The 16,423-nt window shown below is 71.7% G+C and carries 17 protein-coding genes; 7 read left to right on the top strand and 10 right to left on the bottom strand.

What is annotated here, in order from left to right; genetic code table 11:
* Positions 1-80: 80 nt before the first annotated feature.
* A complete protein-coding gene (locus ACZ514_RS24020; protein WP_469125611.1) occupies positions 81-761 on the top strand; it encodes a FadR/GntR family transcriptional regulator in 681 nt (226 codons plus the stop codon).
* A 58-nt stretch (positions 762-819) separates the two neighbouring features.
* Here ACZ514_RS24020 and ACZ514_RS24015 read toward each other — a convergent pair whose 3' ends face one another.
* The 3 genes from ACZ514_RS24015 to fabG all read right to left on the bottom strand — a co-directional run bounded on the left by ACZ514_RS24015 (position 820) and on the right by fabG (position 2,973).
* Positions 820-1,254: a hypothetical protein gene (locus ACZ514_RS24015; RefSeq protein WP_468167320.1), complete on the bottom strand. Its 435-nt coding sequence runs from the start codon at positions 1,252-1,254 to the stop codon at positions 820-822.
* A gap of 223 nt (positions 1,255-1,477) precedes the next feature.
* Positions 1,478-2,248, bottom strand: a complete 771-nt coding sequence (gene fabI / locus ACZ514_RS24010) for an enoyl-ACP reductase FabI (protein WP_468167319.1) — start codon at positions 2,246-2,248, stop codon at positions 1,478-1,480.
* Between the two features lie 5 nt (positions 2,249-2,253).
* Positions 2,254-2,973 carry a 3-oxoacyl-[acyl-carrier-protein] reductase gene (gene fabG / locus ACZ514_RS24005; protein WP_388944685.1) on the bottom strand — a complete coding sequence of 240 codons (720 nt, stop codon included), beginning with the start codon at positions 2,971-2,973 and terminating at the stop codon, positions 2,254-2,256.
* 184 nt (positions 2,974-3,157) lie between these two features.
* On the opposite strand from fabG, the gene ACZ514_RS24000 reads away from it, so the two are divergent.
* Genes ACZ514_RS24000 through tyrS form a run of 3 tightly spaced genes read left to right on the top strand, consistent with a single transcriptional unit; the run spans position 3,158 to position 7,396 of the window.
* Complete coding sequence (locus ACZ514_RS24000) at positions 3,158-4,681, top strand: TldD/PmbA family protein (protein ID WP_468167317.1); 1,524 nt, start codon at positions 3,158-3,160, stop codon at positions 4,679-4,681.
* Positions 4,681-6,075: a metallopeptidase TldD-related protein gene (locus ACZ514_RS23995; protein WP_468167315.1), complete on the top strand. Its 1,395-nt coding sequence runs from the start codon at positions 4,681-4,683 to the stop codon at positions 6,073-6,075. Before ACZ514_RS24000 ends, ACZ514_RS23995 begins: the two co-directional genes overlap by 1 nt.
* A gap of 52 nt (positions 6,076-6,127) precedes the next feature.
* On the top strand, positions 6,128-7,396 hold the full coding sequence (tyrS, locus tag ACZ514_RS23990) for a tyrosine--tRNA ligase (RefSeq protein ID WP_469125610.1): 1,269 nt from the start codon (positions 6,128-6,130) through the stop codon (positions 7,394-7,396).
* Positions 7,397-7,468: 72 nt separating this feature from the next.
* Here the strand turns inward: tyrS and ACZ514_RS23985 are convergent, their stop codons facing one another.
* Positions 7,469-7,747 (bottom strand): GlsB/YeaQ/YmgE family stress response membrane protein, encoded by a 279-nt coding sequence (locus ACZ514_RS23985; RefSeq protein ID WP_468167311.1) that lies wholly within the window; start codon positions 7,745-7,747, stop codon positions 7,469-7,471.
* Between the two features lie 179 nt (positions 7,748-7,926).
* Between ACZ514_RS23985 and ACZ514_RS23980 the strand changes: the two genes are divergently transcribed.
* Positions 7,927-8,259 carry a DUF3099 domain-containing protein gene (locus ACZ514_RS23980; protein ID WP_468167309.1) on the top strand — a complete coding sequence of 111 codons (333 nt, stop codon included), beginning with the start codon at positions 7,927-7,929 and terminating at the stop codon, positions 8,257-8,259.
* Between the two features lie 137 nt (positions 8,260-8,396).
* A complete protein-coding gene (locus ACZ514_RS23975; RefSeq protein WP_468167308.1) occupies positions 8,397-8,630 on the top strand; it encodes a hypothetical protein in 234 nt (77 codons plus the stop codon).
* A 28-nt stretch (positions 8,631-8,658) separates the two neighbouring features.
* Here the strand turns inward: ACZ514_RS23975 and moaA are convergent, their stop codons facing one another.
* From moaA to ACZ514_RS23960, 3 genes are all read right to left on the bottom strand, one after another.
* Positions 8,659-9,648: a GTP 3',8-cyclase MoaA gene (moaA, locus tag ACZ514_RS23970; protein ID WP_468167306.1), complete on the bottom strand. Its 990-nt coding sequence runs from the start codon at positions 9,646-9,648 to the stop codon at positions 8,659-8,661.
* A gap of 165 nt (positions 9,649-9,813) precedes the next feature.
* Positions 9,814-11,451 carry a solute symporter family protein gene (locus ACZ514_RS23965; protein WP_468167304.1) on the bottom strand — a complete coding sequence of 546 codons (1,638 nt, stop codon included), beginning with the start codon at positions 11,449-11,451 and terminating at the stop codon, positions 9,814-9,816.
* On the bottom strand, positions 11,448-11,807 hold the full coding sequence (locus tag ACZ514_RS23960) for a DUF485 domain-containing protein (RefSeq protein ID WP_468167302.1): 360 nt from the start codon (positions 11,805-11,807) through the stop codon (positions 11,448-11,450). Before ACZ514_RS23960 ends, ACZ514_RS23965 begins: the two co-directional genes overlap by 4 nt.
* Positions 11,808-12,064: 257 nt before the next feature.
* On the opposite strand from ACZ514_RS23960, the gene ACZ514_RS23955 reads away from it, so the two are divergent.
* Positions 12,065-13,606, top strand: a complete 1,542-nt coding sequence (locus tag ACZ514_RS23955) for a S8 family peptidase (protein WP_468167300.1) — start codon at positions 12,065-12,067, stop codon at positions 13,604-13,606.
* A gap of 102 nt (positions 13,607-13,708) precedes the next feature.
* On the opposite strand, the gene ACZ514_RS23950 is transcribed toward ACZ514_RS23955, so the two are convergent.
* Genes ACZ514_RS23950 through ACZ514_RS23940 form a run of 3 tightly spaced genes read right to left on the bottom strand, consistent with a single transcriptional unit; the run spans position 13,709 to position 16,366 of the window.
* Entirely contained in the window at positions 13,709-14,752 is a 1,044-nt protein-coding gene (locus ACZ514_RS23950; RefSeq protein ID WP_469125609.1) for a zinc-dependent alcohol dehydrogenase family protein, read from the bottom strand.
* Between the two features lie 19 nt (positions 14,753-14,771).
* Positions 14,772-15,470 carry a lysoplasmalogenase gene (locus ACZ514_RS23945; RefSeq protein ID WP_469125608.1) on the bottom strand — a complete coding sequence of 233 codons (699 nt, stop codon included), beginning with the start codon at positions 15,468-15,470 and terminating at the stop codon, positions 14,772-14,774.
* A complete protein-coding gene (locus ACZ514_RS23940) occupies positions 15,467-16,366 on the bottom strand; it encodes a sterol desaturase family protein (RefSeq protein ID WP_469125607.1) in 900 nt (299 codons plus the stop codon). Before ACZ514_RS23940 ends, ACZ514_RS23945 begins: the two co-directional genes overlap by 4 nt.
* Between the last annotated feature and the right edge of the window lie 57 nt (positions 16,367-16,423).

Below are 16,423 nucleotides of genomic sequence, written 5' to 3'. Positions count from 1 at the left end.
GGCGGTCCGGGGCAGTCCCGCACGGGACCGTCCGTCCCGCCCGGCCCGCTCCAGCCGACCCCGAGGGGGTTCCACCCGCCATGCCGCTGACCTCGCCCCGGCGCTCCGCGCTCGTCGATCAGGTGATCGCCCAGCTGAAGAACCAGATCACCTCCGGCGAGTGGCCGGTCGGGAGCCGGATCCCCACCGAGCCCGCACTGGTGGAGCTGCTGGGCGTCGCCCGCAACACCGTGCGGGAGGCGGTCCGCGCCCTCGCGCACAACGGGCTCCTCGACATCCGCCAGGGTTCGGGGACGTACGTGCTCGCCACCAGCGAGCTGGCCGGGGTGATGCACCGGCGTTTCGCCGGGGCCGACCCGCGGCACGTCGCGGAGCTGCGCTCCACGCTGGAGTCCGCGGCGGCCCGGCTGGCGGCGGAGCGGCGGACCGAGCGGGACCTCGTCCAGCTGGACGCGCTGCTGGCGCGGCGCGAGGAGGCGTGGGAGAGCGGGGACGCGGAGCTGTTCGTGGCGGCGGACGTGAGCCTGCACATGGCGGTGGTGACGGCCTCGCACAACGAGGTGCTGACCGGGCTGTACGCCGACCTCGGCGACCTCGTCGCGGACTGGCTGCGGACGGACGTCGGCACCGAGCTCGATCCGGCGGACCACCTGGACCACGCCCGCCTGATCGAGGCGATCCGGCGCGGGGACGCGGACACGGCCGCGGCGGAGGCCGCGGGCTACCCCTTCGCCTGCCTGGGCAAGGGCGCGCCGTCCTGAAGCCCGTACGGCCCCTGAAGCCCCCGCGGCCCCTGGGGTCCGGGCCCGCGGGGCGCGCTCAGGGGGTGCGCTGGTGGCTCACCCAGGCCGTGCGGACCTCCTTCCAGCAGCGGCCCGCGAGCCGGGTGCGCCCGGCCGGGTCGAGGGGGACGAGGGCGCCGTCCGCGTCCAGGTCCCACCAGCGCTCGCACTCCACGTGGAGGCGGAGCAGGTCGGTCCGCGGGTAGGCGTTGTGGCAGGAGGCCACCACCGTCGAGCCGGTGATCTCGGTGTCGCAGTCGGAGCCGAAGAGTTCCCCCGCGGGCGGCCGGGCGGGCCGTACGGGTGGCTCGGCGGGGATGTCCTCGAGGTCCACCACGGCCGGGGCGCCCGCTTCGGGGCCGGGCGCGGGTTCCCGTACACCGGGCTGGGCGAGGGCGCCGGGACCCAGGAGACCGGTCAGGACCACCGAGGTGACCAGCAGCGATACCGCTCGGCTCGGCCTCGCGCGCATGCCCGGACCTCCTCCCCGCACACACCGGGAAGATCCCGGCATGGTCATTTTGCAGGCATCTGTACCGGTTCTCGACTCGGGATGACCCGGCCGGGCCCGGACATCCGGTCACGGGCGGCCGCCCGACGGCCCCCTCCGGCCCGGCTCCGCGCACGCGAACGGCGGTGGCCGCGCCTGCCGGGAGGAAGGCGCGGCCACCGCCGTACGGGGGAGGGTCCCGGGATCAGGCACCCATCGCGTGCAGGCCGCCGTCCACGTGGACGATCTCGCCGGTGGTCTTCGGGAACCAGTCCGACAGCAGGGCCACGACGCCCTTGCCCGCCGGCTCCGGGTCGCTCATGTCCCACTCCAGCATCGAGCGGGAGTTCCAGACGTCCGCCAGCTCCGAGAAGCCCGGGATGGACTTGGCGGCCATCGAGCCGATCGGACCGGCCGAGACCAGGTTGCAGCGGATGTTCTCCTTGCCCAGGTCACGGGCGAGGTAGCGGCTGGTGGCCTCCAGGGCGGCCTTGGCCGGGCCCATCCAGTCGTACTGCGGCCAGGCGTACTGCGCGTCGAAGGTGAGGCCGACGACGGCCGCGCCCTCCGCCGGGAACAGCGGCTTGCAGGCCATGGTCAGCGACTTCAGCGAGAACGCCGAGACGTGCATGGCGGTGGCCACCGACTCGAACGGGGTGTTCAGGAAGTTGCCGCCGAGGGCGTCCTGCGGGGCGAAGCCGATGGAGTGCACGACCCCGTCGAGGCCGCCGAGCTCGTCACGGACGAGCTGCTCCAGACGGCCCAGGTGCTCGTCGTTGGTGACGTCGAGCTCGATCACCTTGACCGGCTTCGGCAGCTTCCTGGCGATGCGCTCGGTCAGCGTCGGCCGCGGGAACGCCGTGAGGATGACCTCGGCGCCCTGCTCCTGGGCCAGCCTGGCGGTGTGGAAAGCGATGGACGACTCCATCAGCACCCCGGTGATGAGGATGCGCTTGCCCTCGAGAATTCCGCTCATGGTGATCAGTGACCCATGCCCAATCCGCCGTCAACGGGAATGACGGCTCCTGTGATGTACGCGGCGTCGTCGGACGCCAGGAAGCTGACGGCCGCCGCGATCTCCTCGGGCCGCGCGTAGCGCGCGAGCGGCACGTTCGCCACGATGGCCGCGCGCTGCTCGTCGGTGAGCACCTTCGTCATGTCGGTGTCCACGAAGCCGGGGGCGACCACGTTGAAGGTGATGTTGCGGGAGCCCAGCTCGCGGGCGAGCGAGCGGGCGAAGCCCACCAGGGCCGCCTTGGAGGCGGCGTAGTTGGCCTGGCCGGCCGAGCCCAGCAGGCCGACGACCGAGGAGATCAGGACGACGCGGCCCTTCTTGGCCCGGAGCATGCCGCGGTTGGCTCGCTTGACCACCCGGAAGGTGCCGGTGAGGTTGGTGTCGACGACGGACGCGAAGTCCTCCTCCGACATCCGCATCAGCAGCGTGTCCTTGGTGATGCCGGCGTTGGCCACCAGCACCTCGACGTTGCCGTGCTTCTCCTCGATCTCCTTGTAGGCCTGCTCCACCTGCTCGGAATCGGTGATGTCGCAGCGCACCGCCAGCACACCGAGCGAGGTGAGCTCCTGGGGGGGCTCACCCGAGCGGTACGTGATGGCGACCTTGTCGCCGGCCTCTGCGAAGGCTCGGGCGATGGCGAGGCCGATGCCCCGGTTTCCTCCGGTGACGAGAACCGAGCGGCTCAACGGATCACCCTTTCCCTAGCGGTCTGAATGGCAAAAACCTATAGGCCGGGCCGGTCATCCGGAGAATCGGGCTCCGACAGGGCCGCGCGACGGGCTCTGTCGAGTCCCTACAGAAAGCGGTAGGCACAGTGGCTCCGGGCGCGACATGATCGGGGCGACCGGCCCCGACCCCGGGAGGACTCCCGTGCCCCATTCCATCGACGCGGCTTTCACCGCGCTGCCCCTGCGGGCTCTCGCCGACGCGGCACTCGCCCGGGCGCGCGCGCTGGGCGCCGACCACGCCGACTTCCGGCTCGAGCGGATCCGCAGCGCCTCCTGGCGGCTGCGCGACGCCAAGCCCTCCGGCGGCTCCGACACCACCGACCTCGGTTACGCGGTCCGGGTGGTGCACGGCGGCAGCTGGGGCTTCGCCTCCGGCGTGGACCTGACCATGGACGGAGCGGCCAAGGTGGCCTCGCAGGCCGTGGCCATGGCGAAGCTGTCGGCCCAGGTGATCAAGGCCGCCGGCTCGGACGAGCGGGTGGAGCTGGCCGAGGAGCCGGTACACGCGGACAAGACCTGGATCTCCGCCTACGACGTGAACCCCTTCGAGGTGCCGGACGCGGAGAAGTCGGCCCTGCTCGCCGACTGGAGCGCGCGGCTGCTGGCGGCCGAGGGCGTCGCGCACGTCGACGCCTCGCTGCTCGCCGTCCACGAGAACAAGTTCTACGCCGACACCGCGGGCACCACCACCACCCAGCAGCGGGTGCGCCTGCACCCCCAGCTCACCGCGGTCGCCGTCAACGGCACCACCGGCGAGTTCGACTCCATGCGCACCATCGCCCCGCCCGCCGGGCGCGGCTGGGAGTACCTGACCGGCACCGGGTGGGACTGGGACGCCGAGCTGGAGCAGATCCCCGCCCTCCTCGCGGAGAAGATGCGGGCCCCCGGCGTCGAGGCCGGGCGCTACGACCTGGTCGTGGACCCGTCCAACCTGTGGCTCACCATCCACGAGTCCATCGGCCACGCCACCGAACTCGACCGGGCGCTGGGCTACGAGGCGGCGTACGCGGGGACCTCCTTCGCCACCTTCGACCAGCTGGGCACGCTCAAGTACGGCTCCTCGATCATGAACGTGACCGGGGACCGCACCGCCGAGCACGGCCTGGCCACCATCGGCTACGACGACGAGGGCGTCGAGGCGCAGAGCTGGGACCTGGTCAGGGACGGCGTCCTGACCGGCTACCAGACCGACCGGCGCATCGCCAGGCTGACCGGCCTCGGCCGCTCCAACGGCTGCGCCTACGCCGACTCCCCCGGGCACGTGCCGGTGCAGCGGATGGCGAACGTCTCGCTCCGGCCGGATCCGGGCGGCCTCTCCACCGAGGACCTGATCGGCGGGGTGGAGCGAGGGATCTACGTGGTCGGCGACCGCTCCTGGTCCATCGACATGCAGCGCTACAACTTCCAGTTCACCGGGCAGCGCTTCTTCCGGATCGAGAACGGCCGGCTGGCCGGGCAGCTGCGCGACGTCGCGTACCAGGCCACGACCACCGAGTTCTGGGGCTCCATGGAGAAGGTCGGCGGCCCGCAGACCTACGTCCTGGGCGGCGCCTTCAACTGCGGCAAGGCCCAGCCGGGCCAGGTCGCGGCGGTCTCGCACGGCTGCCCGTCGGCCCTGTTCCGCGACGTGAACATCTTGAACACCACCCAGGAGGCAGGACGCTGATGTCGCCGAACCGCACGAAGCCCCACGAGATCGTCGAGCGGGCCCTGGAGCTGTCCACCGCCGACGGCTGCGTCGTCATCGCGGACGAGGAGTCCAGCGCCAACCTGCGCTGGGCCGGCAACGCGCTCACCACCAACGGGGTCACCCGCGGCCGCACCCTGACGGTCATCGCCACCGTCGACGGCACCGAGGGCACGGCTTCGGGGGTCGTCTCGCGCTCCGCCGTCACCGCCGCCGAGCTGGAGCCGCTGGTACGGGCCGCCGAGGCGGCCGCGCGCGCGGCCGGGCCCGCCGAGGACGCGCAGCCGCTGGTGACCGGGACCCCGGCCTCCCCGGACTTCACCGACGCGCCGGACGAGACCTCCTCGGCGGTGTTCGCCGACTTCGCCCCGGCCCTCGGCGAGGCCTTCGCCCGGGCCCGGGCGGGCGGCCGCGAGCTGTACGGCTTCGCGAACCACGAGATGACCTCCACGTACATCGGCACCTCGGCCGGGCTGCGGCTGCGCCACGACCAGCCGAACGGCACCCTGGAGCTCAACGCCAAGTCCCCCGACCGGCTGCGTTCGGCCTGGGCGGGCCGGGCCACGCGCGACTTCAAGGACGTGGATCCGACCGCCCTGGACGCGGAGCTCGCCGTACGCCTGGGCTGGGCGGAGCGGAAGGTCGAGCTGCCCGCCGGCCGGTACGAGACCCTGCTGCCGCCGACCGCGGTGGCCGACCTGCTGATCTACCAGATGTGGTCGGCGGCGGCCCGGGACGCGGCGGAGGGCCGGACGGTCTTCTCCCGGCCCGGCGGCGGCACCCGGATCGGCGAGCGGCTCTCGCGGCTGCCGCTGACCCTGCGCAGCGATCCGAACGCGCCCGGCCTGGAGTCCGCGCCGTTCGTGATCGCGCACAGTTCGGGCGACGACGCGTCGGTCTTCGACAACGGCCTGCCCGTCCCCGCGACGGAATGGATCCGCGAGGGGGAACTGGCGCGGCTGACCACGACCCGGCACAGCTCCGCGCTGACCGGGCTGCCGCTCTCCCCGGCCTTCGGGAACCTGATCCTGGACGGGGGCGGCGAGAAGTCCCTGGAGGAGATGGTGGCGGGCACCGAGCGGGGTCTGCTGCTGACCTGCCTCTGGTACATCCGCGAGGTCGACCCGGCCACGCTGCTCCTCACGGGCCTGACCCGCGACGGGGTGTACCTGGTGGAGAACGGACAGGTCACGGGCGAGGTCAACAACTTCCGGTTCAACGAGTCGCCGGTGGACCTGCTGTCGCGGGCCACGGAGGCGGGGCGGACCGAGAAGACCCTTCCGCGCGAGTGGGGCGACTGGTTCACGCGGGCCGCGATGCCTCCTGTCCGCATCCCGGACTTCCACATGAGTTCGGTCAGCAAGGGCGTCTGATCCACCTAGACTGAACTCGGCATTTCCACATTTCGCAAGGAGTCGAGAGACCGTGACGGACATCGTCGACGAACTGAAGTGGCGCGGGCTGTTCGCCCAGTCCACTGACGAAGAAGCGCTGCGCAAGGCCTTCGCGGACGGTCCGGTCACGTTCTATTGCGGCTTCGACCCGACCGCGGCCTCCCTGCACGTGGGGCACCTGGTGCAGGTGCTCACCGTGCGCCGGCTCCAGCAGGCCGGGCACCGGCCGCTGGCGCTGGTCGGCGGGGCCACCGGCCAGATCGGTGACCCGCGCCCCACGGCGGAGCGCACCCTGAACGACCCGGAGACGGTCGCGAACTGGGTGAACCGGCTGCGCACGCAGATCGAGCCGTTCCTGTCCTTCGAGGGCGAGAACGCGGCGGTCATGGTGAACAACCTGGACTGGACGGCGGGCCTGTCCGCCATCGAGTTCCTGCGGGACATCGGCAAGCACTTCCGCGTCAACAAGATGCTGACGAAGGACTCGGTCGCCAAGCGGCTGGACTCCGAGCAGGGCATCAGCTACACGGAGTTCAGCTACCAGCTGCTCCAGGGCATGGACTTCCTGGAGCTGTACCGCCGCTACGGCTGCACCCTCCAGCAGGGCGGCTCCGACCAGTGGGGCAACCTGACGGCGGGCCTCGACCTGATCCACCGGGTGGAGCCGGGCGCGCACGTGCACGCGGTGGCGACCCCGCTGATGGTGAAGGCGGACGGCACCAAGTTCGGCAAGTCCGAGAGCGGGGCCGTCTGGCTGGACCCGGAGATGACCACCCCGTACGCGTTCTACCAGTTCTGGCTGAACGTGGACGACCGGGACATCTCCACCTACATGCGGATCCTGTCCTTCAGGTCCCGCGAGGAGCTGGAGGAGCTGGAGGCGCAGACCGCGGAGCGTCCGCAGGCGCGGGCCGCCCAGCGGGCGCTGGCGGAGGAGCTGACCACGCTGGTGCACGGCGCGGACCAGTGCGCCGCCGTGATCGCCGCGTCGAAGGCGCTGTTCGGCCAGGGCGAGCTCGCGGAGCTGGACGAGGCCACGCTGGCCGCGGCCCTCTCCGAGCTGCCGCACGCCCGGGTCACCGGGCTGGGCCCGGTCGTGGACCTGTTCGCCGAGACGGGCCTGGTCGCCAGCAAGTCGGCGGCCCGGCGGACGGTGAAGGAGGGCGGCGCCTACGTGAACAACGCGAAGGTCACCGCCGAGGACGCGGTCCCCGCCCCGGAGGACCTGCTGCACGGGCGCTGGCTGGTGCTGCGCCGCGGCAAGAAGAACCTGGCCGCGGTGGAGGTCACCGGCGCCTGAGCGCGCGGACACGGCCGGGGGGCCGGTGCGGACTCCGTCGTCCGCACCGGCCCCCCGGCCGTGCCGCCGCCGTCAGACGGTGTGGCGCCTGCCGCCCCGGAGGGCCATGTAGATCATGTCGCCGAGGCCGACGATGACGACGGCTCCGGCGAGCTGGAGCAGGTGCCGGATCCAGTCGATGCCCTTGGTGTCCTCGACGCCGATCCACCGCGAGACGGCGTTGCCCAGGATCGCGCCGACGATGCCGAAGATGGTGGTCAGCCAGAGGGGCTGGTGCTGCTTGCCGGGCAGGACGGCCCGGGCGATGAGGCCCAGCACGAAACCGACGATGATCGCCCACAACCATTGCATGTCGAGCCTCCTCGTGGCGCGTTGTGCGCATGTGGGCCCAGTCTCGGCCCCTCCGGCGTACGGCGCATTTCGGGCACTGCCGTTCGGGGGACACCCCCTCTCCTCCCCGCGGGCGCCGGCGGCGTACCGTGGAGTGGTCCGGACCGGGAGCGTCCGGCGGGCTGATCGGGTGGTGGAGCATGCAGCGGACGAAACGGAACGGACCCGAGGTCTTCCGGATCACGGGAGCCCGCATGGGCCTGGCCGAGGACGTACGGGGGCGCCAGCGCCGGTACGTCATCTCGATGGGGATCCGGACCCTGTCGGTGGTGGCCACGGTCATCCTGTGGAACGTGGAGCGCCATGTGGCCGTCGTGACGCTGGCCGCCGGGCTGCTGCTGCCGTACATCGCCGTCGTCATCGCCAACGCGGGGCGCGAATCGACGCCCTCGCTGCCCTCGCACTTCGTGCCCGCCCCTGTGCGCCCCGCACTGGAGCCGGGAAACCTCAATAAAAGCTCAGATCAATCATGAAGTTCCGGTGCACCGCACCGGGTCGTGCGTGACATACTGCCTACGCGCTCCGCATCCCCCGTCGGAGCGACGGACCGACGCCGGGCAGCTCCCCCCGTGGCTGCCCGGCGTCGACCTTCCGTTCTAGGGTTGGGCCCGTGACTTCTCCCGAAACCCCGACCTGCTCCGCCAAGGGCTGCCGCGACGCGGCCGTATGGGTCCTGGCGTGGAACAACCCGAAGCTGCACGCGCCGGAGCGCCGCAAGACCTGGCTGGCGTGCGGGGAACACCGCGAACACCTGTCCCAGTTCCTGGGCGTCCGCGGCTTCCTCAAGGACGTCGTGCGGCTGGAGGAGTGGGTCCAGCCCGAGGGGTCCGAGCGCGAGCGCTAGACGGTCTCGGCGGGGGCACCGGGAGGCGTCAGCCGCCGATCGCCGACATGGGACGGTCGGGCTGGAGGAACGACGGGTCGTCGAGTCCGGACCCGGCCTTCTTGCCCCACATCGCCACCTTCCACAGGCGGGCGATCTCCTCGTCCGGGGCGCCCGAGCGCAGCGCGGACCGCAGGTCCGACTCCTCGGTGGCGAACAGGCACGTCCGGACCTGGCCGTCGGCGGTGAGCCGGGTGCGGTCGCAGGCGCCGCAGAACGGGCGGGTGACGGAGGCGATGACCCCGACGGTGGCCGGGCCGCCGTCGACCAGCCAGCGCTCGGCCGGGGCCGAGCCGCGCTCCTCGGCGCCCTCCTCGGTGAGGGTGAAGCGGGTGCGCAGGGACTCCAGGATGTCCCCGGCGGTGATCATGCCCTCGCGCTTCCAGCCGTGCTGGGCGTCCAGCGGCATCTGCTCGATGAAGCGGAGCTCGTACTCGTTCTCCACGGCCCAGGCGAGCAGGTCGGGCGCCTCGTCGTCGTTCAGCCCCGGCATCAGGACGGCGTTGACCTTGACGGGGGTCAGGCCGGCCTCGCGGGCGGCCGCCATGCCGTCGATGACGTCGTGGTGGCGGTCGCGGCGGGTGAGCGTCTTGAAGACCTCGGGCCGCAGGGTGTCCAGGGAAACGTTCACCCTGTCCAGGCCGGCGGCCTTGAGGGCCTGGGCGGTGCGCTTGAGGCCGATGCCGTTGGTCGTCAGGGACATCCTGGGGCGGGGCTCGAGGGCCGCGCACCGTTCCACGATCCCGACCAGGCCGGGCCGCAGCAGCGGCTCCCCGCCGGTGAAACGGACCTCGGTGATGCCGAGGCTCGTCACGGCGATGCGGATCAGCCGGACGATCTCGTCGTCACTGAGCAGATCGGACTTCCCCAGCCACTGCAGGCCCTCCTCGGGCATGCAGTAGGTACACCGCAGGTTGCACCGGTCGGTGAGTGAGACGCGCAGGTCAGTGGCCACGCGGCCGTACGTGTCGAGAAGCACTGTGGGCCCCCTCCCCTGTCCGGTTCTAGAGGTTCTATGGCTCGAGCGTACGCGACCCGTGTGTCAGGGAGGGATGCCCGAATGAACGATACGTAACGAGGCCGCGTCGTAGGGAAGTACGACGCGGCCACGCACGGTGTTCGTACGGTCTCGGGGAGCCGCCGGTCAGTGGGCTCCGGTGCCGGTGAGGGAGCGCACCTCGAGTTCGGCGAACTTCTGCGGGTCGGCCTCTTCCTTGGAGAGGACGGTTCCCAGCCACCCCAGGAGGAAGCCGAGGGGGATGGAGATGATCCCCGGGTTCTCCAGGGGGAACCAGTAGAAGTCGGCGTCCTTGAACATCGAGGTGGGCTTGCCGGAGACGACCGGCGAGAAGAGGACGAGCCCGACCGCCGAGATCAGCCCGCCGTAGATCGACCACAGCGCGCCCTGGGTGGTGAAGCGCTTCCAGAAGAGGCTGTAGAGGATGGTCGGGAGGTTGGCGGAGGCGGCGACCGCGAAGGCGAGGGCGACCAGGCCGGCGACGTTCATGTCGCGGGCGAGGGCTCCGAGGAAGATGGCGACGGCGCCGATGACCACGGTGGACCAGCGGGCGGCGCGCACCTCCTCCTTCTCCGTGGCCTGTCCCCTGCGGATGACGTTCACGTAGATGTCGTGCGCGAACGACGACGAGGAGGCCAGGGTCAGGCCCGCGACCACGGCGAGGATGGTGGCGAAGGCCACCGCCGAGATCACCGCGAGCAGGACCGCGCCGCCGGTGGAGTCCGCACCGCCGCCGATCTCCTGGGCGAGGAGCGGCGCGGCGGTGTTGCCGGCCTTGTTGGAGGCCAGGATGTCGGCCCGCTCGAGCAGGGCCGCGGCCCCGAAGCCGAGGGCGATCGTCATCAGGTAGAAGGCGCCGATGATGCCGATGGCCCAGTTCACGGACTTGCGGGCGGCCTTGGCGGTGGGGACCGTGTAGAAGCGGATCAGGATGTGCGGCAGGCCGGCGGTGCCGAGGACGAGGGCGAGGCCGAGGGAGATGAAGTCCAGCTTCGTCAGCCCGTCCTTGCCGTACTTGAGCCCGGGCTCGAGGAACTTGGTGCCCTGGCCGCTGTTCTCGGCGGCCTGGCCCAGCAGGGCGGAGATGTTGAAGTCGAACTCCAGCAGCACCAGGAAGGTGATGAGCAGGGCGCCCGCGATGAGGAGGACCGCCTTGACCATCTGGACCCAGGTGGTGCCCTTCATCCCGCCGATCGTGACGTAGACGATCATCAGCAGGCCGACCAGGGCGACGACGGCGACCTTGCCTCCGTCGCTGGTGATGCCCAGGAGGAGCGAGACGAGCACGCCGGCGCCGGCCATCTGGGCGAGCAGGTAGAAGATCGAGACCACGATGGTGGAGGTGCCGGCGGCCGTGCGGACGGGCCGCTGGCGCATCCGGTACGCGAGGACGTCGCCCATCGTGTAGCGGCCGGAGTTGCGCAGCGGCTCGGCGACGAGCAGCAGGGCCACCAGCCAGGCCACGAGGAAGCCGATGGAGTACAGGAAGCCGTCGTAGCCGAAGAGCGCGATGGCCCCGGCGATGCCGAGGAAGGACGCGGCGGACATGTAGTCGCCGGAGATGGCCAGGCCGTTCTGGAACCCGGTGAACTGGCGGCCGCCCGCGTAGAAGTCGGCGGCGTCCTTGGTCTGGCGGCCGGCCCAGACGGTGATGATGAGGGTGGCGACGACGAACAGCCCGAAGAGGGTGATGATCAGCGGACGGTGCTCGCTCGCCCCGGCGGCGGCCGTCATCGCGGGGACCGCGCTCGTGCTCGTGGTCATGCTCCGGCCTCCATGCGTTCCTTGATGGCCTCGGCCTTGGGGTCGAGCCTGGCGGCGGCGTGCCGCGAGTACAGCCAGGCGATCAGGAAGGTCGTCAGGAACTGGGCGACGCCGAGGACCAGGGCGACGTTGATGTTGCCGAAGAGCCTGATCCCCATGAAGCCGCCCGCGTAGCTGGACAGCAGGACGTAGAGCAGGTACCAGGCGATGAAGGCCACGGTGAGCGGGAAGGCGAACGACCGGTACGACCCGCGCAGTTCGGCGAATTCGGGGCTCTGCTGGACGCGCGTGAACTCTTCGGCCGACGGGCGGGCCGGTCCCGCGCCGCCGGGCGGCGGCGCTGCTTCGGTGGTCACGGGGGGTTCTCCTTGTGACGCGGGTGCGGTGGGGACGACGGACAAATCAACCTCCGTGTGGGGGGACGGTGGTGCTGATCCCCCCTGTCAACGGCACGGCCGGCGTGCCGGGACGGTTCAACATCCACCGCTGCTTCCAGAACTTCTTTCTCGAACGCATGGCGCAAACAGGAACGTCGGCGCTAGGTTCGCCTGTCATGAACCCGTCCCGCGCGACCGCGTGCGGACGGCTTTTTGACGGATGATGTGGAGAACCCATGGCTCATCTGGGACACGGCCGCCGGCGAGCTCTCGCCGTTCCGGTCGGCCTGGCGCTCACGGCCTCGCTCGCCTTCCTGCCCTCGGTGGCCGCCTCGGCGGCGCCGCTGGGCACCACGGCGGACTCGGTGACGGCCTCGAAGACCGCCGCCACCGGCCCGAAGCTGTCCTACGTGGCGAACCTGAACGTGTACGCCACGGCGACGGCGGCGAAGAAGGCCATCGAGCGGGCCGGTGGGACGGTGGTGATCGCCCACGAGCAGATCGGGGTCATCGTCGCGCATTCCGAGAACCCGGACTTCGCCAAGCAGCTGCGGGCGCAGCGCGGCCTCTTCGTCTCGGTCGGCGCCACCCGCACGGCCCCCCTCCAGCCGGTGCAGACCACCGATGAGGGCACGACCCAGCGGCTGAGCGCGGAGGCCGCCGCCAACGCGGCGGCGCAGGCCGAGCCGGGCCAGGAGCCCCTGGAGTCCAACCAGTGGGACCTGCGGGCGATCAAGGCCGACGCGGCGCACAAGATCAACGATGGCAGCCCGGACGTCACCGTCGGCGTCATCGACACGGGTGTGGACGACACTCACCCCGACTTGGCGGCCAACTTCTCCAAGGAGCAGTCGGCCAACTGTGTCGGCGGTGTCGCCGACACCAGTGAGGGCGCCTGGCGCCCGTACGCGGACGGCAGCGACCACGGCACCCACGTGGCCGGCACCATAGCCGCCGCCCGCAACGGCGTGGGCATCAGCGGTGTCGCGCCGGGCGCGAAGGTCGCCGGGATCAAGGTCAGCGAGCCCGGGAGCGGCCTCTTCTACACCGAGGCGGTCCTGTGCGGCTTCATGTTCGCCGCCGAGAAGGGGATCGAGGTGACCAACAACAGCTACTACGTCGACCCGTGGCTCTACAACTGCAAGGCGGACGACGACCAGAAGGCGCTGGTGGAGGCCCTCGGCCGGGCCACCAAGTACGCCGAGCGCAAGGGCGTGCTCCACGTCGCCTCGGCCGGCAACTCCAACCACGACCTGGCCGCGGACTCGATCCTCGACGACTCCAGCCCGAACGACTCCACCCCGGGCCCGCGCACGATCGACCCGAAGGTCTGCCTGGACCTGCCCACCCAGCTGCCGGGCGTGGTCACCGTGAGCGCGACCGGTGACAAGGGCTTCAAGTCGTACTACTCCAGCTACGGCCTGGGCGTCGTCGACGTGGCCGCCCCGGGCGGCGACAAGTGGCAGGTCCCCGCCACCCCGGACGCCAACGGCCGCGTGCTGTCGACCGTCCCCGGCGGATACGGCTACAAGCAGGGCACCTCGATGGCCTCCCCGCACGTGGCGGGCGTCGCGGCGCTGCTGAAGAGCGCGCACCCGACGGCCACGCCGTCCCAGCTCCAGGCCATGCTGAAGGCCCAGGCCACGAAGACGGCCTGCCCGGAGAAGGTCTACGACGGCACCGGCAACCTGATCGACGCCACCACCTGCACCACCAAGTGGGGCCAGACGGCGTACTACGGCTCGGGCGTGGTCGACGCGCTCAAGGCCGTCAAGTAACGGCGCACGCGTGAGGGGCCGGGCGGGGTGTTCCCCGCCCGGCCCCTTCGCTTTCCCCCGCCCGGCCCGTCCGGCCCCGCCCGGCCGTCCGCGCCCGCCGGTTCAGGGCTTGATCAGGACCTTCAGCGCGCTGCGGTCGTCCATCGCGCGGTAGCCGTCCGGGACCTCGTCCAGGGACACCGCCCGGTCGAAGACGGGCGACGGGTCGATGGCGCCGCTCAGCACGTCCTCCAGCAGCTCGGGGATGTAGGCCCGGACCGGTGCCACGCCCCCGCGCAGGGTGATGTTGCGGTCGAACATCACGCCGAGGTCGAGGCCGGTGCCGCTGCCGTGCGGGACGCCGACGTAGCCGATGGCGCCGCCGTCGCGGGTGATGTTCACGGCGGTGCGCATGGACTGCTCGGTGCCGACCGCCTCGATGACGGCGTGCGCGCCCTGGCCCCGGGTCAGCTCGCGCACGGCGGCCTCGGCGGCCTCACCGCGCTCGGCGACCACCTCGGTGGCCCCGAAGACCTTCGCGATGTCCGTACGGGCGCTGTGGCGGCCCAGTGCGATGATCCGCTCGGCGCCGAGCCGCTTGGCCGCGAGGACGCCGCACAGTCCGACCGCGCCGTCACCGACGACGGCCACGGTGGAGCCCGCGCGGACACCGGCGCCCAGCGCGGCGTGGTGGCCGGTGCCCATGACGTCGGAGAGCGCGAGCAGGCCGGTCAGCAGGTGGTCGTCCGAGACGGCCTCGGCGGGCAGTTTCACGAGGGTGCCGTCGGCGTGCGGGACACGGACGGCCTCGCCCTGGCCGCCGTCGTGACCGACGGAGCCCCAGAAGCCGCCGTGGGGGCAGGAGGTGTACAGGCCCTCGGTGCAGTAGTCGCAGGTGCCGTCGGACCACATGAACGGGGCGACGACGAGGTCACCGGCGCGCAGGCCGGAGACGGCCGGTCCGGTCTCCTCGACGACGCCGAGGAACTCGTGGCCGATGCGCTGGCCGGGCTGACGGGCGGCCTCGCCGCGGTAGGCCCAGAGGTCGCTGCCGCAGATGCAGGCGCGCAGGACGCGGACGACGGCGTCCTCGGGGCGCCGGATCGCGGCGTCGGGCACCTCCTCCACGCGGATGTCGTGCGGGGCGTGGATGACGGTGGCGCGCATGGTGGTGCAGCCCTCCGGATCAAGTGGTTGAGTCTTGTATGACCTCCCTACGGTACGCCCGCCCCCTGGTGATCGCGCCCAGGGCCAGCAGGTACTGGGCGGCGAGGTAGGTCGCCATGATCCAGAAGTCGGGCCGCGGGAGCTGGGGCCACCCGGCGACCCCGGTGGCGATGAGGGTGTCGGACAGCAGGAACAGCGCCCCGCCGGCGCCCGCCGCGCGGCCGAGCGCGCTGGAGCGGTAGGCCATGGCGGTGAGCAGCAGGCTGTACCCGGCGACGGGGATCCGCAGGTCCGCCGGCAGGTCCGGCCACAGAAGCGCGACGGTCCCGGCGAGCGCGAGGGCGTACGCGCCCCCGAGCGCGGGGCCGGTCCGGCCGCGGCCGAAGAGGAGCAGGTAGCAGACGTGCCCGAGGGCGAAGGAGCCCATGCCGACGAGGAAGGCGGGCTCGGCGTCGAAGAGCAGGGCGAGGTCCCCGCCCCAGCCGAAGAGCAGGGCGGCGACCAGCGGGCGGGGCGCGCCGCGGGTCAGCGCGTACCCCGCCAGCAGCGGCATCAGCAGCGGCTTGGCGAGGACGTGCCCGGGGTGCCAGTCGGCCAGCAGCGAGCCGAGGTCGGCGGCGGCCGCCGCGCCGAAGGCGGCGAGCAGGACGCGTCCGGCGCGTCCGGCGGCCACCGGCCGCGCCGCCCGGGAGGGCGTACGCGTCCCGGCGGCGCTCACGCGGCGCGCTCCGGCGCCTTCGCGGCGGGAGCGGGGGCGGCGGCCCGCGCGGCACCGGCGCGCTTGGCCGCCGGCTGCCAGCCGGGGCCCCGGAACACCCGCCCGGCGCGCTCGCGCCAGCTGTCGGCGGCGCGCACGTCGCGGGCGATGGCGGCGTACTCGTGGGTGGCGACGCGCAGCGGGTTGTGGGTGTCGATGTTCTTGGTGAGCCCGTAGACGGGCCGCTCGGTCTCCCCCACCCAGGACCCGAACATCCGGTCCCAGACGATCAGGATGCCGCCGAAGTTGCGGTCCAGGTAGCCGCCTTGGGAGGCGTGGTGGACGCGGTGGTGGGAGGGGGTGTTGAAGACGTACTCGTAGGGCCTCGGCAGCTTCCCGATGCGCTCGGTGTGCACCCAGAACTGGTAGAGCAGGTTGATGCCGTAGCAGAACGGGATCGCCGCCGGGTGCACCCCGAGGGCGACCATCGGCAGGTAGAACCACCAGGTGGTCGCGCTGGTCCACGGCTGGCGCAGGGCGGTGGTGAGGTTGAACCTGCGGCTGCTGTGGTGGACCACGTGGCAGGCCCACAGGATGCGGATGACGTGGTGGAGCCGGTGCTGCCAGTAGTAGAGGAAGTCCTGCACGAGCAGCATCAGCAGGGCGGTCCACCACAGGAACGGCACGCGCAGCGGGGTCAGTTCGTAGACGGCGGTGAAGACGGCGACGACCGGGATCTTCCACAGCAGGTCGAAGCCGATGCTGCCGAGCCCCATGGTGACGCTGGTGACCGCGTCCTTGGCGTCGTAGCCGGCGGCGTCCTCGTCGGGATGGAGCCGGTAGCTGACCACCTCGATGACGGTGAGCAGCACGAAGGCGGGTATGGACCACAGCACGACATCGGGCAGATTTGGCATGGGCGCACCTTAGGGCGGGTTCCGGGCTGCCGCCAGGGGTTGTTACCGATCAGTATC

This window comes from Streptomyces sp. NPDC034086 (assembly GCF_055575515.1).
Note: the sequence above shows the minus strand (reverse complement) of the source record. Positions and strands in the feature narration are given on the sequence as shown.